At 66.3% G+C, this 23,289-nt stretch carries 20 protein-coding genes and 1 pseudogene; 10 read left to right on the top strand and 11 right to left on the bottom strand.

Annotation, left to right across the window (positions count from 1 at the left end; all coding sequences use genetic code 11):
- Positions 1-20: 20 nt before the first annotated feature.
- Positions 21-1,211 (top strand): elongation factor Tu, encoded by a 1,191-nt coding sequence (gene tuf / locus ACT86A_RS02755; protein WP_445090381.1) that lies wholly within the window; start codon positions 21-23, stop codon positions 1,209-1,211.
- Between the two features lie 286 nt (positions 1,212-1,497).
- The gene (locus ACT86A_RS02750) at positions 1,498-2,064 is read left to right on the top strand and encodes a Uma2 family endonuclease (RefSeq protein WP_445090380.1); all 567 of its coding nucleotides are present in this window, start codon (positions 1,498-1,500) and stop codon (positions 2,062-2,064) included.
- 155 nt (positions 2,065-2,219) lie between these two features.
- On the opposite strand, the gene ACT86A_RS02745 is transcribed toward ACT86A_RS02750, so the two are convergent.
- A complete protein-coding gene (locus tag ACT86A_RS02745; protein WP_445090379.1) occupies positions 2,220-2,804 on the bottom strand; it encodes a TIGR03086 family metal-binding protein in 585 nt (194 codons plus the stop codon).
- A gap of 264 nt (positions 2,805-3,068) precedes the next feature.
- Between ACT86A_RS02745 and ACT86A_RS02740 the strand changes: the two genes are divergently transcribed.
- The 5 genes and pseudogenes from ACT86A_RS02740 to ACT86A_RS02720 all read left to right on the top strand — a co-directional run bounded on the left by ACT86A_RS02740 (position 3,069) and on the right by ACT86A_RS02720 (position 11,739).
- Entirely contained in the window at positions 3,069-3,266 is a 198-nt protein-coding gene (locus ACT86A_RS02740; protein ID WP_445090378.1) for a hypothetical protein, read from the top strand.
- A 563-nt stretch (positions 3,267-3,829) separates the two neighbouring features.
- The gene (locus ACT86A_RS02735) at positions 3,830-5,800 is read left to right on the top strand and encodes an AfsR/SARP family transcriptional regulator (protein WP_445090377.1); all 1,971 of its coding nucleotides are present in this window, start codon (positions 3,830-3,832) and stop codon (positions 5,798-5,800) included.
- Positions 5,801-5,999: 199 nt separating this feature from the next.
- A pseudogene (locus ACT86A_RS02730) lies at positions 6,000-6,183 on the top strand (hypothetical protein); the annotation flags it as partial.
- 292 nt (positions 6,184-6,475) lie between these two features.
- Complete coding sequence (locus ACT86A_RS02725) at positions 6,476-6,982, top strand: VOC family protein (protein WP_445090376.1); 507 nt, start codon at positions 6,476-6,478, stop codon at positions 6,980-6,982.
- Between the two features lie 533 nt (positions 6,983-7,515).
- Positions 7,516-11,739 carry an nSTAND1 domain-containing NTPase gene (locus ACT86A_RS02720; protein ID WP_445090375.1) on the top strand — a complete coding sequence of 1,408 codons (4,224 nt, stop codon included), beginning with the start codon at positions 7,516-7,518 and terminating at the stop codon, positions 11,737-11,739.
- 3 nt (positions 11,740-11,742) lie between these two features.
- Here the strand turns inward: ACT86A_RS02720 and ACT86A_RS02715 are convergent, their stop codons facing one another.
- The 5 genes from ACT86A_RS02715 to ACT86A_RS02695 form a co-directional block, all read right to left on the bottom strand.
- Positions 11,743-12,417, bottom strand: a complete 675-nt coding sequence (locus ACT86A_RS02715) for an RNA polymerase sigma factor (protein ID WP_445090374.1) — start codon at positions 12,415-12,417, stop codon at positions 11,743-11,745.
- A gap of 31 nt (positions 12,418-12,448) precedes the next feature.
- Positions 12,449-12,946, bottom strand: a complete 498-nt coding sequence (locus tag ACT86A_RS02710; RefSeq protein WP_445090373.1) for a hypothetical protein — start codon at positions 12,944-12,946, stop codon at positions 12,449-12,451.
- Positions 12,947-13,256: 310 nt separating this feature from the next.
- The gene (locus tag ACT86A_RS02705; RefSeq protein ID WP_445090372.1) at positions 13,257-13,505 is read right to left on the bottom strand and encodes a non-oxidative hydroxyarylic acid decarboxylases subunit D; all 249 of its coding nucleotides are present in this window, start codon (positions 13,503-13,505) and stop codon (positions 13,257-13,259) included.
- Between the two features lie 37 nt (positions 13,506-13,542).
- A complete protein-coding gene (locus ACT86A_RS02700) occupies positions 13,543-14,967 on the bottom strand; it encodes a non-oxidative hydroxyarylic acid decarboxylases subunit C (protein WP_445090371.1) in 1,425 nt (474 codons plus the stop codon).
- Positions 14,957-15,604 (bottom strand): non-oxidative hydroxyarylic acid decarboxylases subunit B, encoded by a 648-nt coding sequence (locus ACT86A_RS02695; protein WP_445090370.1) that lies wholly within the window; start codon positions 15,602-15,604, stop codon positions 14,957-14,959. Before ACT86A_RS02695 ends, ACT86A_RS02700 begins: the two co-directional genes overlap by 11 nt.
- Before the next feature lie 118 nt (positions 15,605-15,722).
- Here ACT86A_RS02695 and ACT86A_RS02690 point away from each other — a divergent pair, with 118 nt between their 5' ends.
- Positions 15,723-16,601, top strand: a complete 879-nt coding sequence (locus tag ACT86A_RS02690; RefSeq protein ID WP_445090369.1) for a helix-turn-helix domain-containing protein — start codon at positions 15,723-15,725, stop codon at positions 16,599-16,601.
- 30 nt (positions 16,602-16,631) lie between these two features.
- Here ACT86A_RS02690 and ACT86A_RS02685 read toward each other — a convergent pair whose 3' ends face one another.
- From ACT86A_RS02685 to pcaH, 5 genes are all read right to left on the bottom strand, one after another.
- Complete coding sequence (locus tag ACT86A_RS02685; protein WP_445090368.1) at positions 16,632-16,865, bottom strand: hypothetical protein; 234 nt, start codon at positions 16,863-16,865, stop codon at positions 16,632-16,634.
- 360 nt (positions 16,866-17,225) lie between these two features.
- Complete coding sequence (gene pcaDC, locus ACT86A_RS02680) at positions 17,226-18,491, bottom strand: bifunctional 3-oxoadipate enol-lactonase/4-carboxymuconolactone decarboxylase PcaDC (RefSeq protein WP_445090367.1); 1,266 nt, start codon at positions 18,489-18,491, stop codon at positions 17,226-17,228.
- The gene (locus ACT86A_RS02675) at positions 18,488-19,750 is read right to left on the bottom strand and encodes a lyase family protein (RefSeq protein ID WP_445090366.1); all 1,263 of its coding nucleotides are present in this window, start codon (positions 19,748-19,750) and stop codon (positions 18,488-18,490) included. The genes pcaDC and ACT86A_RS02675 overlap by 4 nt, the downstream gene beginning before the upstream one ends.
- Entirely contained in the window at positions 19,750-20,307 is a 558-nt protein-coding gene (gene pcaG / locus ACT86A_RS02670; RefSeq protein ID WP_445090365.1) for a protocatechuate 3,4-dioxygenase subunit alpha, read from the bottom strand. The genes ACT86A_RS02675 and pcaG overlap by 1 nt, the downstream gene beginning before the upstream one ends.
- Positions 20,304-21,104, bottom strand: coding sequence for a protocatechuate 3,4-dioxygenase subunit beta (gene pcaH, locus ACT86A_RS02665; protein ID WP_445090364.1), 801 nt, complete (start codon positions 21,102-21,104; stop codon positions 20,304-20,306). The genes pcaG and pcaH overlap by 4 nt, the downstream gene beginning before the upstream one ends.
- 70 nt (positions 21,105-21,174) lie before the next feature.
- Between pcaH and ACT86A_RS02660 the strand changes: the two genes are divergently transcribed.
- A complete protein-coding gene (locus tag ACT86A_RS02660; protein ID WP_445090363.1) occupies positions 21,175-21,939 on the top strand; it encodes an IclR family transcriptional regulator in 765 nt (254 codons plus the stop codon).
- A 65-nt stretch (positions 21,940-22,004) separates the two neighbouring features.
- Positions 22,005-23,198, top strand: a complete 1,194-nt coding sequence (locus tag ACT86A_RS02655) for a 4-hydroxybenzoate 3-monooxygenase (protein WP_445090362.1) — start codon at positions 22,005-22,007, stop codon at positions 23,196-23,198.
- Positions 23,199-23,289 lie beyond the last annotated feature (91 nt).

Raw genomic sequence — 23,289 nt, 5'->3', positions numbered from 1 at the left:
AAGTCCAGGAGGACAAAGAAGTGGCGAAGGCGAAGTTCGAGCGGACGAAGCCGCACGTCAACATCGGCACCATCGGTCACGTCGACCACGGCAAGACCACGCTGACCGCAGCGATCACGAAGGTGCTGGCTGACAAGTACCCGGATCTGAACGAGAGCTTCGCGTTCGATCAGATCGACAAGGCGCCGGAGGAGAAGGCTCGTGGTATCACGATCAACATCTCCCACGTCGAGTACCAGACGGAGAAGCGCCACTACGCGCACGTCGACGCGCCGGGTCACGCCGACTACATCAAGAACATGATCACCGGCGCGGCGCAGATGGACGGCGCGATCCTCGTGGTCGCCGCCACCGACGGCCCGATGCCGCAGACCCGTGAGCACGTGCTGCTCGCGCGTCAGGTCGGCGTGCCCTACATCCTGGTCGCGCTGAACAAGGCCGACATGGTCGACGACGAGGAGATCCTCGAGCTCGTCGAGATGGAGGTCCGCGAGCTGCTGGCCTCGCAGGAGTTCGACGAGGACGCGCCGGTCGTGCGGGTCTCCGGTCTGAAGGCGCTCGAGGGTGACCCGAAGTGGTCGGAGTCGGTGCTCGAGCTGATGGCCGCGGTCGACGAGTCCATCCCGGACCCGGTTCGCGAGACCGACAAGCCGTTCCTGATGCCGATCGAGGACGTCTTCACCATCACCGGTCGTGGCACCGTGGTCACCGGTCGCGTCGAGCGTGGCGTGATCAACGTGAACGAGGAAGTCGAGATCGTCGGCATCCGCGAGAAGACCACCAAGACCACCGTCACCGGTGTCGAGATGTTCCGCAAGCTGCTGGACCAGGGCCAGGCGGGCGACAACGTCGGTCTGCTGGTTCGTGGTCTGAAGCGTGAGGACGTGGAGCGCGGCCAGGTCGTCGTGAAGCCGGGCACCACCACTCCGCACACCGAGTTCGAGGGCCAGGCGTACATCCTGTCGAAGGACGAGGGCGGCCGCCACACCCCGTTCTTCAACAACTACCGTCCGCAGTTCTACTTCCGTACGACTGACGTGACGGGCGTTGTGACCCTGCCCGAGGGCACCGAGATGGTCATGCCCGGTGACAACACCGAGATGACCGTCAAGCTGATCCAGCCGGTCGCCATGGACGAGGGTCTGCGCTTCGCGATCCGCGAGGGTGGCCGTACCGTCGGCGCCGGTCGCGTCACGAAGATCATCAAGTGATTCCCTGAATCGCGCTCGGGCGGCGCCGCACCTTCGGGAGCGGCGCCGTTCGCGTTTTCAGGGTGTGGTGCGACACGCACGAGGTGGCTGGGTGTGGCCGGTACCCTTTTGCGGCCCTATGCGGCGGATGTGTTCAGTGGGCTCACACGCAGCGCGCTTGCTCCCGGCAGCTCTGCCGCGAGGCAGGATGGGCCAGAAGCCAGATCCGGCCGTGCTCCGGCTCGGCTTTGTACACTGAACTCTGCGGGATCCTGCCCGCCTCGAAGTGCCTGGGAGGAGCGGTGTCATGACTGTCGAAGCCGTGACCCCTGCGTGGATGCACCAGCAGATCACGGCAGCGGAATACAACTCCTGGTCAGAGGAGCAGTGCGCAGGCATCGAGATCGTGGACGGAATGGTCGTTGTGAGCCCGAGCGCATCCAAGCGGCATAATCGGTTGGCTCGGATCCTGGCGAACGCACTGGACGCGGCAGCTGGACCGGAGTGGAACGCGGACACGGACTTCGACGTCCGGCTGCAGGATGTTCCGCTGACCAATCGCCGCCCGGACGTCGTGGTGTATAGGGCGGACATGATCGACGTGACGCCCACCCGTCCTGAGCACGTGCTGATGGTCGTGGAGGTCGTCTCGCCCGGATCGGAAACGACGGACCGGATCGTGAAGGTCGACCAGTACGCAAAGGCGGGCATCGCATTCTATTGGCGGGTCGAGCAAGCTGTCACGGGGGTTCCGCTGATCTATACCTACGTTCTCGACCCTGCGACCATGACCTACCGCACCGGCGAAATCTACACCGGCATCCTCGAGGTAGCGGCCCCCTTCCCCGTGAAGATCGACCTCGGGCAGATCTGATCCCGCCGAGACGGGGTTCCTTGCTGTCCAGGGTTCTCCAACTAGCAGGCGACCGACTGGATAGGCGCGATCTGGTCGCTTAATCGCCGAGAACGGCGCCGCTGCTTCGCGAGCGGCGCCGTTCTGGGTTTCCCGGGGGTGACTGCGAGCCAGGACTAGGCTCGGGTGCGCGGCTTCCGTCCCAGCCAAGCGGCCAACTTCTCGTAGGCGCCGGCGTCGTCGGCCACGTCTTGTGCCGGGCCGAACGCGCTGTTGCCGCCACGCTGCGCATCGGGAAGCATCTGGTGGGCGACGGCCAGCGCGAACTCTGCCAGCTCCGGGTCCAGTGCTACGGACCGGCCCAGGGCTTCGGCCAGATCCCAGGTGTGGGTCACTGTCTCCAGGACGAAGGCCGACACCACGGCGCGTCCGGGCATCTCGCCGAACGGCATGAGCATTACGGCGTCCAAATGGTCGTCGGGAGCCCAGGCTTGGGTCGCTCGCGCGCGGATCTCGTCATAGGCGGTCGCCCAGCCGGAGTCCGGCACATCCTCGGCAAATGGCTGGATGTCGCTCGGGTTGCCGCCTTCGGCGACGACCGCGAGCCGGACGGTGGCGCCGGTGAGGTGGCTCAACAGTGTCCGCACGTCGAACTCGGCGCAGGGTGTGGGTTTGTCGAGGTCATCCGTTAGCACGGTCGCGATCAGCGCCGCGGCCTGGTCGGCGGCGCGGGCGAACACGGGGCGGGGGTCGGCATTCATCGTTGTCCTTTCGTGACTCCCAGAGAGGCCTGCACGATACATCGCCCGGACGACACGTAGATGTCGCGCTCGGCTTGGATACCGCCCGCAATTCGGCGTTGCTGACTGGGCGTGTCTGCTGAGCGAACCGTAGTCGCCGAATCCGATCCCGACACCCGCTGACGAGCGTGTGCTGGTGTCTGGAAACGACCCAAAGTTACTGTCGGCACTAACGATTAGTGGTCCAATTGGGCCGTCATGCGCAAACTACAGACAGGACACCTGATGAAGAAGTTCGTTGTGGTCGCCGCAATCACCGCAGGGCTCGTCGCTTCGACGGGTTCGGCGATGGCGCAACCGGCCTCCGCCGCCGCACCGCCGGCCACTGTGGTGGTGGGGTCCTCGTCGGCGGATGTGTTCTGTGCCGTCATCAAGTTCTTGAAGGGTGGCTGGGCGGGCAGGGTCACCGACTGCTCATTCTGATGAAACGTGTGGTCTCGCGGCCGGTCGGTCGCGAGACCACGACTAGGAGTTCCCATCTCCGGAACCGAGGAAGTAGTCCGCGACAAATCGTTTTTTTCATATGGGTTGCGTGTTCGATCCGTTTCGTCTGACCGAGCTTTCGCGGCTCTATTTCGGCGAGCTGGTGCAGGTTCTCGGTTCCATCGTGCGGAGTCGTTCGACGGTCGAGTACCTATCTCAGGCCACCGCCTGGTGCTACTGGGGCCGGCCTTGTTAGGAGGCCAGCGCACGAATCGCGCTGTCGTATTCGTCGTGTTCGGGTCGGGGCATCGAACGCCGGGAAAGACCTGTGGCGCCTCGTAATTCGCTGTCCCCCAGTTGGTCAGCATAACGACTGAGAACTCGACTCGGAACTAGCTTTGCGAGTCGAATGATTGAATCGGCTGGTTGTTCACGAAACGCCCCATTCTGTGCACAACCACCCATGTGCTGCGTGTTCTCAGGTAGGGGAAAGGTGTGATCGCTTGCGGTAGTGGCCGACTCGTCGGGCGCGGCGGCCGGCCGGTCGATGCATACTGGCGGCCGTGCAGTTCGGGATCCTGGGGCAGGTGGAGGTGCGGCGAACCGATGGGACTCCTGTCGCGGTCGGTGGGCCGCAAGTACGGTCGCTGCTGGCGGTTCTGGTGTCGGAGGCCGGGCGGGTGGTGTCTCGGGATCGGTTGATCGACGACCTCTATGGGCAAGAGCCGCCCGGCGATGCCGGGCATGCGCTGCAGTCCCAGGTATCGCGGCTGCGGCGCGCGCTGCGCGCCGCGGGCGCCGATGGTCTCGTGGAGTCCTCGGCTGCGGGCTACCGGCTCGCGGTCGATCCGGATCTGGTGGATATGCATCGGTTCCTTCGCCTCGCCGAGGAGGGGCGAACCGCGCTGGGCGACCGGGATTTCCCCGCCGCTGTAGCGCTGCTGGACCAGGCCGCCGGTGTGTGGCGCGGCGCGGCGCTGGCCGATGTGCGCGAGGCGCCGTTCGCCGCCGCCGTGGTCGCCCGCCTCACCGAGGCGTGGCTGGCGGCCCAGGAGGATCGTGCCGAAGCCGCACTGGCGCTGGGTGATCACCGGGGGGTGGTCGCTACGCTGCCGGAACTTGTCGCTGCGCATCCGCTTCGGGAGCGAGCCAGGGCGCTGCTGATGCGTGGGCTCTATGCCGGCGGGCGGCAGGCACAGGCGCTGGAGCTGTTCGAGCAGGGCCGGCAACTGCTAGCCGACGAGCTGGGCGCCGACCCTTCGGCGGAGCTGACGCAGGCGCACTTGACGATCCTGCGGGCCGGCACCGTCGCCGCCGCCGCGGTGCGCCGCCTACCCGCCCAGCTCACCAGTTTCATCGGCCGAGACGACGAACTCGCGCAGGTCGCGTCGTTGCTTACCCGAGCCCGCCTGGTGACGCTCACCGGTCCGGGCGGTACCGGTAAGACCCGGTTGGCGATGGAAGCCGGCACTCGGGTTCGAGGCGAGGTCTGCTTCGTGGATTTGTCGCCGTTGGTGGACGGCGCACAGGTGGCGCCGGAGATCGCGGTGACGCTCGGTGGCCGTGCGAGCGGCGACCACGATGATGCCGAAGCCCGGGTGCGCGCCATGCTCGCCGACAGGCCGCAGTTGATCATTCTCGACAACTGCGAGCATCTGATCCTCGATGTGGCCCGGGTGGTGCATCGGCTGTTGCGTGACTGTCCGGGCTTGCGGGTGCTGGCGACAAGCCGGGAAGCCTTGCGTATCACCGGTGAGACCGTGCTCGCGGTCGGACAGCTGCCGGTTGCGGCCACGGAGGCGACACTGGCCGACCAACTCGGCTGCACCGCAGTTCGCCTGTTCGCCGATCGGGCCGCTGCCGCGCGGCCGGGATTCACCGTCGACGCGGGCACGATCGCGGCCGTGCGGCGCATCTGCGAGCGGCTGGACGGGCTCCCGTTGGCCCTTGAACTCGCCGCCGCCCGGTTGCGCACTATCGACATCGGCGAGATCGATGCTCGGCTCGCCGATCGGTTCCGGCTGTTGGCACGCGGGGATCGCACCGCCGATCCACGACACCAGACCCTGCGGGCGGTGGTGGAATGGAGCTGGGAATTGCTGGAACCACCCGAACGCCTGCTGGCGCGACGCTTCGCTGTCTTTGCGGGCGGGGCCACCGCCGCTCTGGTCGCATCCGTTTGCGAACTCGACGACGCCGACGAACTATTGGACAGTCTGGCCGATAAATCGCTGGTGGAAGTGCACAACGGCCGTTATCGGATGCTGGAGACAATTCGGGCCTACGGCTTCGCGCGGTTGACCGAAGCCGGCGAGCGCGACCAGTTGCAACGCGCTATCGCCGTTTTCCTCGACCGAGCTGGCCGAGCGGGCCGATCCGCTGCTGCGTGGCCCCGAGCAGCTCGACTGGCTGGCGCGGCTGACGGCCGAGCACGACAACGTGCAGGCGGCGCTGCGTTGGGCGGTGAGCATGGATCCCGCACTGGCACAGCGGTTCATCGCCGCCCACGCCTGGCACTGGTGGCTGCGCGGTAATTCGGGCGACGCTGCCGAACTGGCCGAGAAACTGCTGCCCGCCCTCGACCCGGCGGCGGACGTCGAAGAATACGCCTTCTGCGTAGCGGTCGCCGCGCGCGCCGCAACCGGGCCGCCGGTGCCGGTCGCGGCGGCCGCCGCGGCCCTGTCCGGCATCGAAAGACCTTTGGAAACACCGAACCTGGTGCGCGCCATGCCGGAATCCCCGGACTTCTCCTTCGATTCAGTCAGCCAGATCCATCTCGACCGGTGGTCCCACGGCCGCGTCGCGGTCGTGGGTGGCGCCGCCTACTGCCCGTCGCCACTGTCCGGGCAGGGCACGAGCATGGCGCTGGTCGGCGCGTATGTCCTTGCGGGCGAACTGAAAGCGGCCGCCGGTGATCACGTCGTCGCGTTCGAGCGATACGAGCGCGCCATGCAGGATTACGTCACCGAGAACCTGACGCTGGGCTGGAACAACGCCACCCACATGGTGGCTGCTGACCGGCGTGCGATCCGGACCCAGACCACCATGTTGCGCATGCTGCGGCACATGCCGTGGAAGGGCTTGGCCCTGCGGCCGATCATCAAGCCGCTGGAGCGCGCGGCCAATGCCATCCGGCTCGCGGACTACTGAACCTGCGCTGTTCCCGTCTGCGGGACCGCATTTCCGACTGATACATGAGGAGTACCAAAATGAGTATCGCGTACGGCCCGATTTTCCAGGTGGCGTGGGTTGTCCACGACCTCGACGCGGCCGAACAAGAATTCACCGACAGCTATGGCGTTGACAGGTGGGTCCGCATGCCTCGCATGCGTTTCGGCCCGGAGTCGTGCAGTTATCGCGGTTCGCCCGCGGATTACCCGATCGACACCTCGGTCGGCTATGCCGGCGGACAGCGATTGGAATTGATCGCGCCGGTCTCGGGCACGAATCTCTATACCGAAACGCTTGCCCGGTCCGGCCCTGGGCTGCACCATATCGCTTGGGTACCAGAAGATTTCGATGCGGCACTGGCAGCGGCACGAGCGCGCGGCACCGAGATCGCACAGCAATGCACCGTTGCCGAACTCGGCATGGAGTTCGTCTACCTCGACGGAGGCCCGCTCGGCTCCTACATCGAGTTGCTGCGGCTGCCAGCGGACGCACGCGCGATGTTCGACAGCATGATTCCGTCGGGATACCGGAACCCGTGGTCGTAGGGATAGCAGCCGACGTCGATGGCGATACCGTGTCAGTGCTGATCTGCGCTGTACTCGCCCGAAATAGCTTGCGAGGCGTGCCGACACAACGAACCATTTCTGGCCGAGGCAAACTGGGGGCGGCCGGTCTGCCGTTCCCTCACTCGGTGCGCCCTAGGCGTCGTCTGCAGGCACTGCGGCTGCTCGATACGAGTGCCAACGCTATCACACGGATATCATAGGTAAAAGCCGTCACGTCCTTGAAATTGGTGCCCAACGACTGCGAGTTCGTTCGCGGGGGTGACGATTTTGCTGTCATTCCGTCCGGATCGATATTCTCGGACAAGTGCCCCCAGGCGCGGACTGGTCGTCGGAATCTTTGTCTTGCTGACCGTCACGGTGGCAACTGTGCTCGTGGATCGAGGCCTTCCCTACGAGCCGAGGGCGTCGGTCCGCGAGGAATTCCGGTCTCCTTTCCCGTGCTCGGCGACGGTTCCTTCACACCATCGGCAGATTTGCTACGCTTGCCGAACTTCCCCGGGAGGGTTCGACGCGTGCAAGAGATTGCGGAAACCGGTCGGCTCGGCTGGGCCTCAGTGCGGATTCTGACGCCCACCGGCGATGTGGTCGGTGCGGGATTTCTGGTGCGTTCCACTCTGATTGCGACGTGCGCGCACGTCGTATCGGCGGCACTGGGTCGGGAACCGACGGACGACAAAGTGCCCGAAGAGCTTGTGGCCGTGGACTTTCCGTTGGCGGATGCCGCAGTTCCGATACTCGCCCGGATCCGGCATTGGTCGCGCATCCGCGAGGACGGCCGCGGCGATATCGCCATCCTGGAGCTTGTCGCTGCACCCCCGGACACCCTTGCGCCACTGCCGTTTTGGCCCGCCAGCCACCCTTGGGGTGGGGAGTTCCGGATGTTCGGATTTCCGGCCGAGATGCCCGGCGGCGTCTGGGTGTCCGGTGAGTTTCGAGCCCCGCAAAGCCAGGGCTGGGTACAGCTGCAGGCAGCCACCGGCGGGCAGCCGATCACCGAGGGGTTCAGCGGCGCCGCCGTTTGGGATACCGAGGCGCATGCCGTGACCGGAATGGCGGTCGCTGCCGACCGCCGCCGCTACACCCGCACCGCGTTCATGCTTCCCATCGACGAGGTGCTGCGGCTGAATCCGGCGCTGCTGTCGAGCCCGTATCGCGGTATGGCGCCGTTCGACGAGGAGCACGCAGAGTTCTTCTACGGGCGGGACGACGATATCGCGCGGGTGCGGGAGACCCTGCGGCAGAGCGGTTTCGCCGCCGTGGTCGGGCGGTCCGGTACGGGGAAGTCTTCGTTGATCCGAGCCGGGGTGCTGCCGCGATTACGGCAGCAGGGGTGGCAGGTCGCCGCATTCCGGCTCAGCGGCGACGCCGCGACGGAATCCGGCGTGCGCGCGATCGGCTCCGGCATCGCCGCGGACGAGCCACTGTCGACCTGGCTGATCGAACAGGCCGCGCCCGCGCCCGACGCCGATGACACGGCCTCACTGCTGCAACAGCTTCCGCCGCACGGCACGGTGTTGTTTGTCGACCAGTTCGAAGATCTGGCCGTGGCGGCCTCGCGGCAGGCCCGTGCGCTACTGCAGGCGTTGCTCGAGCTCAGTCGCGCCGACACCGAGGGACGCCTGGCGATCGTGCTGACGTTGCGCTGGGACGCGCTGGACGACCTACTCGACGCCGAACTCGCCGAATTCCTCGGCGGTACAACGGTTGCGGTGGCCCCGCTAGGCCGTGCTCAACTGCGCGACGTGATCAGCCGCCCCGCCGCCCGTGCCGGAGTGATGCTGGACGATGCGGTGGTGCAGCGGCTGATAGACGGTGTTTTCAACCAGCCCGGCGGGTTGCCGTTGCTGGCGTCGGTGCTGTCGGACCTGTGGGCCCGGCACACCGGCGGCCGGATCACCCTCGCCGATTACGAAAACGTCGGCAGCGTGGAGGTTTCCATTGCTCGGCGGGCCGAGCAGGTCATGGCGCAGTTTACCGATCCCGCCGAGCGGGCCGACGCGGAACGGCTCCTGAAGCTGCTCGCGGTGCCGACCTCGAGCGGCGCCGGATTCCTCCGAGCGGTGCTGCCGATGCGGGAGTACCCCGAACTCCGTGGTGTGGCCGGGCGGCTGGCGCTCGACCGCCTGGTCGTCGTCGGCCGCGACAAGAACGGCGTGGACACCGTCGAGCTCGCACACCAAGCGCTCATCGACAACTGGGAACGGCTGCACGACCTGCTGCAGTCCGACCGCGACTTCCGCAGGTGGCAGCAATACCTCGCGCAGGACCTGGACAACTGGGAGCGGCGCGGTCGCGAGCACGATGCGTTGCTGCGCGGTACCGCTCTCGAGACCGCTGAGGACCAGCTCGAGGCTCGAAAATCCGATGTGCCGCGAGCGCATCGGGAATTCATCGCGGCCAGCCGCCGACTGCGTGGGCGGGAGGTGCGGCGCCTGCGGTTGGTGGCCGCAGCGCTCACCGTTCTGGTGGTCGTGGCCACGTCGATGGCGGTGGTCGCCTACCGGAGCAGTGCGGCTCGCGCGGCGCAGTTGCGGTTACAGGCCGGGCGCAGCCTCGCGGCGGAATCCATCCGGGTGGCCGACTCCGACCTGGACAAGGCGCTGCAATTCGCGCAAGCCGCAGCGCGGCATGCGCCGGACGACGAGATGGTGCGGACGGCACTGCTGTATCAGCAGGTGCGGTTGTCGTCCGTCACGGATTACCGGGCCGACCTGTGGCGCGATGCGACATTCGGGGCGGCAAGTGGCGACGGGTCCGAGGTCGCGGTCGCTGAGGGCCGCGACGTCACAGTCTGGGCCGGCCTGCTCGGTGATGAGCCGATGCCGTGGCGACTTCCACCGTCCGCCGGGAAGGTCGCCTCGCTGAACCTGAGCCGGAGCGGCTCCGCACTCGCCGTGGTGACCGACGATGGTGCGGTCGCCGTCTGGGATATTCGAAACCGCACCGGTCCTGCGTTGGTCCGTCCGCCGGAGCCTGCGCTGCTGCTGCCCAATGGCGTATCGACCGGCTGGGATCAGACCGGGCGCTGGCTCGCGGTGCGACTCAACCGAGCACAGGTCCAACGGGCAGAGCCGCAGCAGGCCCAGCACACCGACCTGCTGGAGGTGTACGACATGGCGGGTGCCGGGCCCGTTCTGGTCTCTTCTCCGCCTCCGCTGGCAGATTTCGCCCAGTTTCCGGACTATGTCGACCCGACCGGCACCATGATCGCGATGCGCGAGTCGAAAATCGGGGTCACGCGCAACGTCGTGCGCGACGCCAAGACCGGACAGCCGATTCGGGAATTGCCGGCCGGTAAGATCACCTCGACCGGCCTGATCGCCGGATGTTCCGACGACCAACTGGTCGTCTCGGACGCGCTGACGGGGGCCGAACGTCTGCGGACGCCGCGCCGCTCTGGCTCGACGACCGAGAACTGCGAGTGGGCCGTCGATAGCAGCGGACGGTACGCCTGGTCGACGACTATCCTCGCCGGCGATACGCTCGGCCAGACTCACCTCATCGACCTACGGACCGGCCAGGCCTTCGTCGTCCAAACAGCCAGCCCTCGGGACATGTCGGCCACGGTGCTGGTCACCCCTGCCGACGACGGCCCGAGGCTGGCACAGTTCACGCCGAGCGGCCTGCTCCGCTTCGCGCCTGCCGTGGCGATCTCGGACATGGACGTGTTCGCCGGATCGGTCACCGAACACCGGATTGTCCAGTGGGGTCCCGATGGCTCGTTCGTTGTGGAAGTCGAATGCGGCCCAGACGATGCGAACGCGACGGTGCGCGTCGTCGAATTGACCCCCGTCATAAGGGAAGTCGGGCGCATGACGGTGGGCCTTGCTGTGCGTGGGTCGATTCCGCCCGAATCCGCCTACCGGATCACTGCCGACGGGAAGCATTTCGTCCTGTCGGGTGCGACGGGCGTCATCACCGTCTTCTCGTTGCCCGGACTCGCTGTCGAGCAACGTATTTCGCTCCCTGTCCCGCCCGAACTCGGACCTGGACTGCGGCGACCGACATCCATCATGCAGCCCGGCGACGACGAGTTGGCCTTCTTCCATGCGGGCTCGGTCACCCGATGGCGGATCAGCGATGGGAAACAGCTCGGCCAGACCGTGCGAACTTGGCGCGACACCGACGAACTGGTGTGGATGGTACGGGCCGGTGCGCAGGCGGCCCTCGTCCCGACGCACAACGACCAGCTCTTCACCGAGAATATCGACGGCGATACCGTCCGGGCCCTGGATGACGGACGAGTACTCCGCTCGGTACCCGTCACACCGATCGAGCGCGGCAAGAGACGGGATGCCTTTGTCAGCCCTGTCGATCCACAGATATACATCAGGTACGAGTCCGGGGACGACACCGTGGAGAATTTCGACAGCGGTGTGGAAACTCGGTCCGCACAACCGTTTCCGTCGGGCAATGGGGTCGGACTGACCGCCGATGGCCTGCTGGTGGTCGACCACCTCGGGACACTGGAGATCTGGGACTTCGATCGCGCCGCGAAAATCTTCGATGTGAAGATCTCGGACCAGCGGTACGAGGATATCTCCGGGGATGCGCTGTACGCGCTGAATCCCGGTAGGTACTCCGGCAGTGGAGGTGTCGCGCGGTACTCGATCAATCTCGACCGCGATGGCGTACTGGGACGGCTCTGCGCGATCAGTGACCGCGAGTACACCCAGGCCGAGCGTGACCAGCTGCCGGTGGGCGCCGACACCACCCCACCCTGCCGCGGTATCTGACGATCAAGCGACCTGCTCTTCTAGGTATTTCCGGACGCGCAACAGCCCGTCGTGGACGTATCCCTTGACGGTGCCCTCCGCCACGCCCATAACCCGAGCAGTCTCTTTGTAGGTGTTTCCTTCGTAGGTGTAGATGATGACCGCCTGGCGTTCCCGCGGCGGCAGTGCGTCCAAGAGCCGGATCAGCATGTCCCGCAAGGCGATCATGTCGTCGAAGGGCAGGTCGGCTTGGTCGGCGAGGACCGAGAGGCGTTCGTGCCCATTGGAATCCAGCCGTTCCCGGTCCTTCGCAGTCCGGACCATGACATCCTTCACCAGGTTTTCCGCCGTGGTCCACAGGTACTTCCGGAGCCCTTCGGCATCGGTGATGTGGTCCGGCCAGCGCGCGTACACCCGCATGAACGCGGTCTGGACTATGTCGTCGGCATCGGCACGGCTGCGCGTCAACTTGGTGATGCGGGCCAGCAGCATCTCGCTCGCCGACTCGTATGCCTCCACCAGCATTTCGGCGAATGCCTGCTCCCGCTGCTCACCACCGCGGGCGATCCGGATGACGGCCGGTTCGGTATCGGCGGTGAGCAGCGCGAGCGGAGCCTGCGCACATTCGTGCAACACCACACGCAGCAGGGCGGCAAAGGAAATATCACGGGCCTGGGCAGGATCGAGTGGCGCGCTCATATGGTCTGGCTCCCTGTCGTCCCTCGGTATCCTATGCCCGATACTCGAGCCACCGCGTGGTCGATGTCGCCGAGGTCAGGATGATCGTGGCGATCGGGAACGCGGCCACGAATATGGCGAACAACGGACTGCCGATCACACCGTAGTCATCGGAGGCTCCGGCAACGGCAAGCACGACCACTGTCTCGATGATGCTGTAGGCGATGTCGACCGCACAGCCGATGACGATCAGCCGACGGGCCGAGGCATGCTTGCGAAACATCTGGATGCTGCCGGCCAGCAACAGGGAACCGATGAGCAAAAAGACCGGAATCGAGATCGCGAAAAGCACTTGCGCCCCATTGGTTTCGCCCTCCGCGTCGAGGTCGCTCAACATCGCTATCCCGACGATGAGCACAAGAATACTCAGCAGCCGGTGCGTACCGCCGAGGCAGGCGAGCACCCCGGCCGTGATGGCGGTCCCGCCGCTGGGCGGCGGCACCGGGTGTGAATGGGCAAAGTCGCCAGGGGCGGTGGGGCTCTGCATCATGGCGGATTCCTCCTTATCGAACTGGGTGTTCGTAGGGATCAACCGCCGTGGGTCCCGAAACGTTGGGTCCGCGGGAGCGCAGATTCGGATCCGTTGCCGCGGCGCCGTGGGCGTGGGCACGAGCCTCGCTACAGGGCAAATGAACCGTCCGCTGGCCTGCACTGTCTCCGGGAGACATGATCGCGCTGGCACAGTAGCTCGCACCGGAGGCGACGGTCCTCTCCTTGGTCTCGATGCCACAGCAGGCGCCTTCGGCCTTGGGCTCGGCGGCGGTGCTCGAGACCGGCCCATCACCGCACAAAAACACCAGTTACCTAGCGGGCGTATCCAGTAGTGGCGGGATCGCGGGAAGCTCGACTGCGTTGGCGATATCGTCGGCGGTCAGCTTGAAGGTATCGGGATAGGCGTCGCGTCGGCTCCGGCGCGGCGGCTCGCTGGTACGCCAGCAGAAAAAACAGCGCTGGCACTGTAGGACGTCCCAGACGCCGGGGACCGGTGATGTGAACAGTTGTTCGATCAAGTCGTGGGCGCAGCGTGGACAGATGTTTATCTCGGACATGACAATTCCTTTGGTATGGTCGCCGCTCGGATCGCAGTCAGCGGTTGGCTGTCATTTTCTGGAGTTTGGTGAGCCACTCGGTCATCTCGGGCAGATCCGAGACCTGGTTGTGGTAGTTTCCGCGTTTGTCCGCGCCCACCGGAGTAGTGGCGTCGATAATCAACCTGTCGACGATGCTTGTCGGCTGGGCCTGTGGCATAAGCTCATTGATGTGCATATTGGGGATCTTGATCAAGTCGCCGGCCGGGTTCATCTTGGTCGACAACGCCCACATCACCTGCGGCAGGTTGAATGGGTCGACATCTTCGTCGACGACGATGACCGTAGCGGCGCACGCAAGACCGTGCGGGAGCGTCAGCACACGAGTACCGACCGCCTTGGCGAAGCCTCCAAACCGCTTCTGCGTGGACACGATCACGACAGACCCGTGGGTGTACGACGCGTTGACCGCCTGGACCTCGGGAAACTCCGCCTTGAGCTGGGTGTAGATCGGGGCGGCGGTGTTCGCGGCCAGCATGTAATCGATCTCGGTCCACGGCATGCCGAGATACAGGTGCTCGAAAACCGGTGCGTTTCTATAGGAGATTCGGTCGATACGGATAATGGGCATGCTGTGACCGCCCGAATAGTGCCCGGTGAACTCGCCGAATGGCCCCTCGAGTTCACGCTTGCGCCCCTCGATCACGCCCTCGATGACAACCTCCGATCCCCACGGCACGGGAAGCCCTGTCAACGGCGCCGATGTGATGGGGGCCGGGGCCCCACGCAGCGCTCCGGCAAGCTCGTACTCGTTCTCTTCGTACCTCATCGGGGTGGAGGCGACCAGGGAGATGATCGGGTCGTTACCCAGCGCGATTGCGATGGGAAGATCCTCGTTCCTCTGCTCCGCCGTGCGCAAGTGTCGTCCGATATCGTGGACGGGTGCAGGTTGGATCGCGAGTTTGCGCCGACCTTTGACTTCGATGCGGTAGATGCCGACGTTCTGTTTGTTGCTGTTGTCCGGGTCGGCAGGATCTTTGGAAACAATCGCCGCTTTATCGAGGTAGAAGCCGCCATCCCCGTCGTTGAGCCGGACGAGCGGGAGGACTTTGAAGATGTCGACCTCGTCGCCGTCGAGGACATTGTCCGACCACAGCGGATTTTCGCGCCATTCGGGTGCGACCGGGAACTTCGCCCACCGACGGGTGAATTCCTCGACCTGATCTTTGGGACCGGTTTGTTTCGGCATTTCCAAGGCGAGGGCGTGGTTGGCCCAGGATCCGTGCACGTTCATCACGATCCGGGCACTGGTAAAGCCGCTCACATTTTCGAAGGACAGCGCGGGTGCTGCATCACCGAGCCGCGTCGCCGCGTTCGCGGCGGCAGCGACGTCCGGCTCTGGCAGCACCTCCTCGGTGATATGGAGTAGTTGACCCTCTTTGTCGAGGGTATCGAGAAAACTGCGCAGATCGTCATATGCCATGACATGCGTCCTTCGGTTCGTTGGGCTGAAAATTGTCGGTGCGGCAGGCGGTCGGCGGGGAAATGTCCCGGGCCGCACGCATGCCTTGCCACCGCTTGGCGGTTGGCCAGGGAAGGTCGAACTGGTCGAGAACGCGGGACACAATGTGGTCGACGATGTCGTCCACAGACTGTGGGTCGTTGTAGAACGCGGGCATCGGTGGCACCAACTGCACGCCCATGCGCGACAAAGCCAGCATGTTCTCCAGATGGATCTCACTCAGCGGTGTTTCGCGCGGTACGAGGACGAGTTTGCGGCGCTCTTTGAGGGTGACATCGGCTGCTCGTACGACAAGCCCCTCGGCATAGCCGGCGCGGATGCCTGCCATTGTCTTCATCGAGCACGGCACGATGACCATGCCGTCGGTCGGGAAGGAACCGGACGAGACTGCCGCCCCTTGGTCGTCGGGTTTGTAGACGACGTCAGCGAGCTCGTTCACCTCGCGAACCGAGAGTCCGGTTTCCAGTTCGATCGTCGCTCGGGCCCAACGGCTGAGGATCAGGTGTGTCTCGACCGTGGGCAACTGGGACAGGCATTGAAGGATCCGTATGCCGAGCACGGCGCCGGTGGCTCCGGTCATTCCCACAATCAATCGCACGCGTGCTCCGTTTCCTCGGCTTTCCTACGGCGCCCTCGGCCGCCGATGGATTATTTCGGTCTTACGCTGATGAACGTTAGCCGTCGACGAGCCGCTGGAGTATGTATGCTGACGACACGTGATAGACAGAAACGGACAGCCTGCCATCCCTGCCGTACGATTCAAGGCTTCTGCGGGGGCGCACGTCATTCCGCTCGCCGCCCTGCCCGGGCGTGCCCGCAACCGGGGTATGGACCTCTACGGGCCTGTGCGTCTCGACTTCCATCAAGTGGTCGCGGTGACGTCCGGCTCACTGACCTGTTCCGTTGACTTCACCGAGCACACGCTCACTAAAGGCGACTGGATCTGGGTGAAGCCGGGCCAAATCTTCCAACATCATTCGGACCTGGACGCGGTGGGCGGCACCATCATCTTCTTTCCTTCAGGATTTCTCGATGCGGCCACCGCCACCGCCGCGCATGAGGCACCCCTGACGCTTCGCGATACTCCACCCCGCCCTTCGGCGGACACACGCGATCTGCTGGAGCGCCTGCTGGAGCTCCTGCAAATCGAATGCGATCGACCGGGGGCCCTCCCTGTGGAAGTCCACATCGATGTGGTGCGCCATCTGGTATCAGTCGTCCTGCTGCACCTGGCTCATACACATGAACTCCAGGTCGGCGGCGCAGCCGGCAGTGCGGCATTCCTACGCTTCCGCAACGCCGTCGAGCGCGATTTCGCGCGGACACACCGGGTTGCCGACTATGCGGTGCGACTGGGCTACAGCGTCCGCACTCTGACACGCGCCAGCCAGGAGGCGGTCGGGTATGGGGCGAAACGATTGATCGACGACAGAGTGCTGTTGGAGGCCAAACGCTTGCTCGCGCACACCGACCTGACGGCTTCCATGATCGGGAAACAGCTCGGCTTCCCGGACGCGACCGTATTCATCAGGTTCTTCCGCAGGCAGACCAGCCGTACACCCACGGCCTTCCGAGTCCATGTTCGCGGTGGTTAACACCGCTTGTCTGCCGAAGAGGATGTCGAACTACCGGCAGATAAAGAGAACCTTCTCGGGGTAGTCAACGCCGCTTTCGGTGGACGAAATGAGCGACCGCATCGAGAATTCAACCTCATCAACGCCCTCCCACCGATGTTCTCGACGTTGCGCCAGAATGATCGCCCATCTCGCGCGCCCGCTCATCAGACAAACCAGACCCGCCAGCATCCTCAGCGCCTGAGCCTTCTCCTGCTCCCGCACCGTCTCCAACTCCTGAGACACATTGGCGTACGTTTCGCGCAGCTCCCGCGCCGGGAACGCCAACCCCTTGGCCCCACCTCCCCGAACGTTGTGCTCAACAACTCGCGCCAGATAAGCTCAGTGCGCGCGGAATCCAGAATCCGAACTCTGTCACGCACAGTGATCACGAATTGGTGTTGCCAACCCTTCTCCGGAGTCTCTCCCTGAACTCGCGCACGCCCGAGTTCGTAGTACAGACCACGTCCATAGTTGGACAACCCGCTCGGAACGGAATCGTATTCATCGCCGTTCCCATGTCCAGTGTGCCCTCGGCAGGATGAACCGCCCCGGGTTCGATGCGCACCATGAGCACCAAACCCGGTGCGATTCAACTCATACCGTCTAGCTCAGCGTCTGTTGAGCGATCCGGAACGCGGTGTTCGCGTCTGGGACGCCGCAGTAGATCGCGGACTGCAGAAGAACTTCTGTGATCTCGTCGTCGGTGAGCCCGTTGGTACGCGCCGCGCGCAGATGCAGAGCGAGTTCCTCGTGGTGACCGCGGGCGATCAGCGCGGTGAGCGTGATCATCGACCGGCTGCGGCGATCCAGCCCCGGCCTGGTCCAGATACCGCCCCAGGCGTAGTCGGTGATGAACTCCTGAAATTCGCGGGTCAGGTCTGTTGCTGTGGCGCGGGCACGGTCGACGTGCGCGTCCCCGAGCACTGCCCGGCGCACGGCCATGCCGGTCGCCTGCCTGTCCAACACCGTAAACGCCTGCGTCTCAGCCGTATTCGCAGGATGAGGCCCGGCGGCCGGGTCAGCTTCGGCCGTCGCTGGTTCTGGCGCGGGCACGCATCCAACCGCGGAGCTGGATTCATATCCCGCCGCCTGACAGATGATCCGCGCGGTGTCCGCGGGCGCTTCGGCGGGGGCCAGGTGCGCCACCCATTCGAGGAGGACCAGTCTGCCGTTGCCGACGTTGTGTGCCAGTTCGGCCACGGCGGCCACCGGGGTGGCAAGGTCGTAGGCGCCGGCGAGGGCGACGAGTGGAGTGTCGATCCGGTCCAGGTCGGCGCGCACGTCGAACGTCGCCAGGGCATCACACACCGCGGCGTACCCGGCCGAGTCGGCGTCGCAGAGCGAATTCAGCAGCGCTGCGGCGGTATCGGGATGTTGATCGACGAATCCTGGGGCAAACCATCGTTGGGCCGAGTCTTCGACCATGACCGGGGTCCCCGCGGAGCGGACCAGCTCGGCCCGTTCCCGCCACATCGGTTCCTGGCCGATTCGCGCGGCGGTGCAGGCCAGGACGGCGGAGGTGATCCGGGCCGGGTGGGCGAGGAGCAGCTGCAGTCCCACGGCGCCGCCGACCGAGTCGCCCGCGTAGTAGAAGTTGCCGCCGTGCTCACCGCGCTCGGCGAGTACACCTTCGACGAAAACGCCCACACCCTCGGCCAATTCGGCCATCGTGAACCCTGTCGTCACTGCGGTCCTGTTGCCGCCATGGCCGGGCAGGTCCCAGCCGACGACGTGGAAGTGCTCAGCAAGCAGTTCGGCCGCGTCCGACCACAGCGCGGCCGCGGAGGTGCCCAGCGAGGGGCCGCAGACCAGCAGGGGCAGTTCGGCGGACCCGCCGAGCTGCACGCCGGTGATCGTCGGGATCGTCATCGTCTTCCTCCGGAAAGGGTGTGGTCCGCGGCCCGGGCCCTGCGCACGATCTCGTCGATCAGGGCGCCCGTGCCGCCGAGATAGTGGGCGGGGTCGAAATCAGGTTCCGGTAATCCCTCGACGAGTCCGGCGAGGCTGCGTTGTTCGGCCAGCAGACCGGACGCGGCGGCCTGTACGAGCCGGGCCATGCGGCCGGTGTCGACGTGCAGCCCGGCCAGCAGTTCGGCCGTCTGGTCAGCGGCGGTCAGCGCGTGCCGGGCGAGCTGGGTCAGCGGCATCCACTCGGTGTGCCACGCGCCGTCGGGGCGTTCATCCACAGCGCCCGCGGCCGCGAGATGGAGCTGGGTGGCCAGACCTGGGGCGGTAAGGGCGGCCCGGCGCACCAGTACCGACAGGATCGGGTTGGCCTTCTGCGGCATCGTCGACGAGCCGCCGCGGCCGTGGCCCGCCGGTTCTGCAAGCTCGGCGATCTCGGGGCGCGCGCGCACCAGCACGTCCGCCGCGATATGACCCCAGGCGTCGAGTGCCCGGGTCAGGGCGTCGGCGAGCCGGGTAAGCGGGGCACGCATGGTGTGCCACGGGGGTGCCCACGGCAGGCCGAGTCGATCGGCGGTGGCGCGGGCCAGGGCCAGCGCGTCACCCCCGCCGCCGCTGCGGCGCAACAGTTCGGCGGGGGCGGCGAGAGTGCCTGCCGCACCGCCGATCTGGACGGGCAGCCGGTCACGCGCGTCGTGCAGGTCGCCGCGGGCCTCGAGCACTCCGTACAGCCACCGTGCCGCCGCGAGCCCGAACGTGACCGGGACGGCGTGCTGGGTCAGGGTGCGGCCGGCCATCGGGTCGACCCGGTGTCGCTCGGCGAGCTCGACCAGGGAGTCCACCTGTGCGTCCATCCTTGCCAGCACGGCATCGGTGGCTTCGCGCAGGCCGAGCACGAGCGCGGTGTCGAGCACGTCCTGGCTCGTCAGGCCACGATGCAGCCAGCGCGCGGTCTCGGGATAAGTGTCGGCGAGGCGTTCGCGCAACAGTTGCACGAGCGGGCTGACGGGATTGCCGCCTGCCTCGGCCGCCACGGCCAGCGCGTCCGGGTCGATGTCTCCGGCGTGCGCGCCGAGGTCGATGTCGGCCCCTGCCGATGCGATGCCGGCATCGACCAGGGTGGCCAGCCAAGCGGTTTCGACCCGCAGCATTGCCGCGATCATCTGCGAGTCGCTGAGATGGTCGCCTGCGCGGTCGTCACCGGGCCACAGCAGGGCGGGCATCAGCGTTCTCCGTAATCGACAAAGACCGTTTCGCCGGGGCCTTGTAGCCAGATGTCGAAGACGAAGCCGCGCTCGTCGGGCCGGGCGATCAATGTGGCGCGCCGGTCCGGGGGCACCGCAGACAGCAGCGGGTCAGCCGCCATGACGCTGTCGTCGCTGGGCAGGTAGGCCCTGGTGAACAACCGGTGCAGCAGGCCGCGCGCGAACACGGTCATCGCGAAGAACGGAGCGCGATCCGGCACGGTCACGGCTGGGCGCAGGGTGGTGAAGCTGTAGTGGCCGGTGTCGTCGACCGGTGTGCGGCCGAAGCCGGTGAAGGTCCAGCCGTCGCGGGCACGGGAGCCTTCGACCTGCGGCACCGCCCCGTTCTCGTCTGCCTGCCACAGCTCGACGAGCGCGTCCGGCACCGGCAGGCCCGCACCGTCGAACACGGTGCCGTGCAGGCGGATCGCCCGTGGATGACCGGGGGGAACGAGCTCGGCTCCGCCGTCGAACGGGAGCGCGTATCCGAAGAACGGGCCGACCGTCTGGCCAGGGGTGGGCGCGAGGCTGCTCATGCGGGATCCTCCATGGGGGTGCGGCGGCTGCCGGTGAGCACAATGTCCCAGCGGTAGCCGGTGGCCCACTCGTGACAGGTCACGTCGTGGTCGTAGGTCGCCATCAGCCGCGCGCGGGCGGCCGGATCGAGGATGGACTGATAGATCGGATCGAGCGAGCACAACGGGTCGCCCGGGAAGTACATCTGGGTGACCAGCCGCTGGGTGAAGTCCGTGCCGAACAGCGAAAAGTGGATATGCGCCGGCCGCCAGGCATTGTGGTGGTTCTTCCACGGGTATGGGCCGGGCTTGATGGTGGTGAATCGGTAGCGGCCCTCGTCGTCGGTGAGAGTGCGGCCGACGCCGGTGAAGTTCGGGTCGATCGGGGCCGGATGCTGATCGCGCTTGTGGATGTAGCGACCAGCAGCATTGGCCTGCCAGATCTCGACGAGTTGATTGCGCACCGGACGGCCCTCGCCGTCGAGTACGCGGCCGGTCACTACGATCCGCTCGCCGATGGGTTCGCCGCGGTTCTGGATGGTCAGGTCCGACTCCAAGCGGCCGACGTCACGGTGACCGAACACCGGGGCCAACAGCTCGATCGCCTCCGGGTCGGCGTGGTATGGGTCTTTGGTCGGGTGGCGCAGCAGGCTGCTGCGGTAGGGCGAGTAGTCCAGCCGGGGCTGAGTCTTGACGGCCCGGGCGGCCGCGTAGTCCGCGCTGATCACGGCCATCTCGGAATTGATGTCGGCCTGGCTCGCGCACGGCGAATCCGGGTCGGTCGGCGGCGCGACGGGCGTCTGCTGGGGCTGGGTCACGGACCGTACCGTAAGCCCGGCACGATTGCACTGGCTTGTCCGTGCTTCCACTGGACGGAAGGATGTTTCCATGGCAGGCAATTCCACCCGGCACGGGATTTCGGTGACCCGTCGCGCGCTGGCGATCCTGGGCGCGTTCGACCAGCGGCACCGGCGGCTCACGCTCACCGAGCTCGCGACCCGCGCCGCCATGCCGGTGCCGACAGCACACCGGCTGGTCGGCGAACTGCTCGCCTGGGGAGCGCTCCGCCGCACCGAGTCGGGGCACTACGTCATTGGACGCAGGCTCTGGGACATCGGTCTGCTCGCGCCCGTGCAATCGGGACTGCGTCAGCTCGCCTCGCCCTACCTGCAGGACCTGTACGGAGCAACCCTGGCCACCGTGCACCTCGCGGTGCGCGACGGCCGACAGGTGCTCTACGTCGACCGGCTCTCCGGGCACGCCTCGGTACCAGTGGTCAGCTCGATCGGATCCCGCCTGCCGCTGCATGCGACCGGAGTCGGCAAGGTACTGCTCGCCCACGCGCCGACCGACATCCGCGCCGACGTGCTCGCCGACCTCCCACGGATCACCCCGTACACGGTCAGTCAACCGGGCGTGCTGAGCCGCCAGCTCGACAAGGTGCTCACCGACGACTACGCCACCACGGTCGAGGAGATGAGCCTGGGCGCCTGCTCGGTGGCCGTCCCGATCCGTGCGGGCGGGCAGGTGGTGGCGGCGCTCGGCGTCGTCGTGCCCGGCCTCGATCGCGGGAACCGGGCACGGCTGGTCAGCGCATCGCAGGTCGCCGCCCGTGGTATTGGTCGCAGTATCCCCGGACCGCTGACCGACTGACACGGTTCCGCTGGACGGAAGAACGGCGTGGCTCCGGTGGGGTGTCCGGTCCCAGAATTCCGGCTATGTCCCCCTCACGCACCCAGAGTCGTACGCAGATCGCCATCGTCGGCGCGGGCCCGGCCGGGCTCATGCTCTCCCACCTTCTCGCTCATGTGGGGATCGACTCCGTAGCGGTCGACCTGCGTGGCCGCGGCGAGATCGAGGAAACCCACAGGGCGGGTATCCTCGAACAGGACTCGGTGGACCTGCTGGTCGACACCGGCGTCTCCGACCGCGTGCACCGCGACGGCCACCGCCACGACGGCATCGAACTGGCCTTCGGCGGCGGCGGTCACCGCATCGACTTCCAGGGCCTGGTCGGTGCGTCGACCCAGCTCTACCCCCAGACCGACGTGTTCGTCGACCTCGCCGACGCCCGCCAGCGCGACGGCGGTGACGTGCGGTTCGCAGTCACCGACGTCTCGGTCGACGACCTCACCACCGACGCCCCCGTGCTGCGCTTCACCGACGCCCACGGAATCGACCACGAGATCCGCGCAGACTTCCTCGTCGGCGCGGACGGCTCGCGCAGCCTGTGCCGGCACGAGATGCCCGCCGCCGAGCGCCGGCAGTACTTCCGTGAGTACCCTTTCGCCTGGTTCGGCATCCTCGCCGAGGCGCCCCCGAGTGCGCCCGAACTGATCTACAACCACTCCCCGCGCGGGTTCGCGCTCATCAGCCAGCGCACCGAAACCCTGCAGCGCATGTACTTCCAGTGCGATCCGGCCGAAAACGTCGACGACTGGACCGAAGACCGGATCTGGGAAGAACTGCAGGCCCGCCTCGGCGCGAACGGCTACCGCTTGATGGAAGGGCCGATCACCGCCAAGACGGTGCTGCCGTTCCGCAGCTTCGTCCAGGAGCCCATGTATCACGGCCGGCTCGTGCTCGCGGGCGACGCCGCCCACACCGTCCCGCCCACCGGCGCGAAGGGCCTCAACCTCGCCCTCGCCGACGTACGAGTGCTCGCCGAGGAACTCGAACGTGCGCTCGCGGCAGACGACACAGCACCTCTGGCGACCTACAGCGAGCGGGCGCTTGCCCGGGTGTGGAAGGCACAGCACTTCTCCTACTGGATGACCACCATGCTGCACACCCTGCCGGATGCCACCCCGTTCGATGTGCGTCGGCAAGAGGGAGAACTGGCAGCGGTGACCGGCTCGATCGCCGGATCCACCTACCTCGCCGCGGCCTACACCGGCTGGTCGGGCCGATGACGAGCAGGCCGATTCGCCAACGTCCGACATCGCTGCATAGGGGCTCAACCGCTGGCCTAGCTCACGCAGGGCGGTGTAACTGCGTCGCGAC

The organism is Nocardia glycosmidis (genome assembly GCF_052545115.1).
Note: the sequence above shows the minus strand (reverse complement) of the source record. Positions and strands in the feature narration are given on the sequence as shown.

Excerpts from the sequence above, each read along its gene's own strand:
- ACT86A_RS02750 (WP_445090380.1), top strand. The coding sequence starts at position 1,498 with ATGACTGTCGAAGCCGTGACCCCTGCGTGGATGCACCAGCAGATCACG.
- ACT86A_RS02745 (WP_445090379.1), bottom strand. The coding sequence starts at position 2,804 with ATGAATGCCGACCCCCGCCCCGTGTTCGCCCGCGCCGCCGACCAGGCC.
- ACT86A_RS02740 (WP_445090378.1), top strand. The coding sequence starts at position 3,069 with ATGAAGAAGTTCGTTGTGGTCGCCGCAATCACCGCAGGGCTCGTCGCT.
- ACT86A_RS02725 (WP_445090376.1), top strand. The coding sequence starts at position 6,476 with ATGAGTATCGCGTACGGCCCGATTTTCCAGGTGGCGTGGGTTGTCCAC.
- ACT86A_RS02715 (WP_445090374.1), bottom strand. The coding sequence starts at position 12,417 with ATGAGCGCGCCACTCGATCCTGCCCAGGCCCGTGATATTTCCTTTGCC.
- ACT86A_RS02710 (WP_445090373.1), bottom strand. The coding sequence starts at position 12,946 with ATGATGCAGAGCCCCACCGCCCCTGGCGACTTTGCCCATTCACACCCG.
- ACT86A_RS02705 (WP_445090372.1), bottom strand. The coding sequence starts at position 13,505 with ATGTCCGAGATAAACATCTGTCCACGCTGCGCCCACGACTTGATCGAA.
- ACT86A_RS02700 (WP_445090371.1), bottom strand. The coding sequence starts at position 14,967 with ATGGCATATGACGATCTGCGCAGTTTTCTCGATACCCTCGACAAAGAG.
- pcaDC (WP_445090367.1), bottom strand. The coding sequence starts at position 18,491 with ATGACGATCCCGACGATCACCGGCGTGCAGCTCGGCGGGTCCGCCGAA.
- ACT86A_RS02675 (WP_445090366.1), bottom strand. The coding sequence starts at position 19,750 with ATGCCCGCCCTGCTGTGGCCCGGTGACGACCGCGCAGGCGACCATCTC.
- pcaG (WP_445090365.1), bottom strand. The coding sequence starts at position 20,307 with ATGAGCAGCCTCGCGCCCACCCCTGGCCAGACGGTCGGCCCGTTCTTC.
- ACT86A_RS02660 (WP_445090363.1), top strand. The coding sequence starts at position 21,175 with ATGGCAGGCAATTCCACCCGGCACGGGATTTCGGTGACCCGTCGCGCG.
- ACT86A_RS02655 (WP_445090362.1), top strand. The coding sequence starts at position 22,005 with ATGTCCCCCTCACGCACCCAGAGTCGTACGCAGATCGCCATCGTCGGC.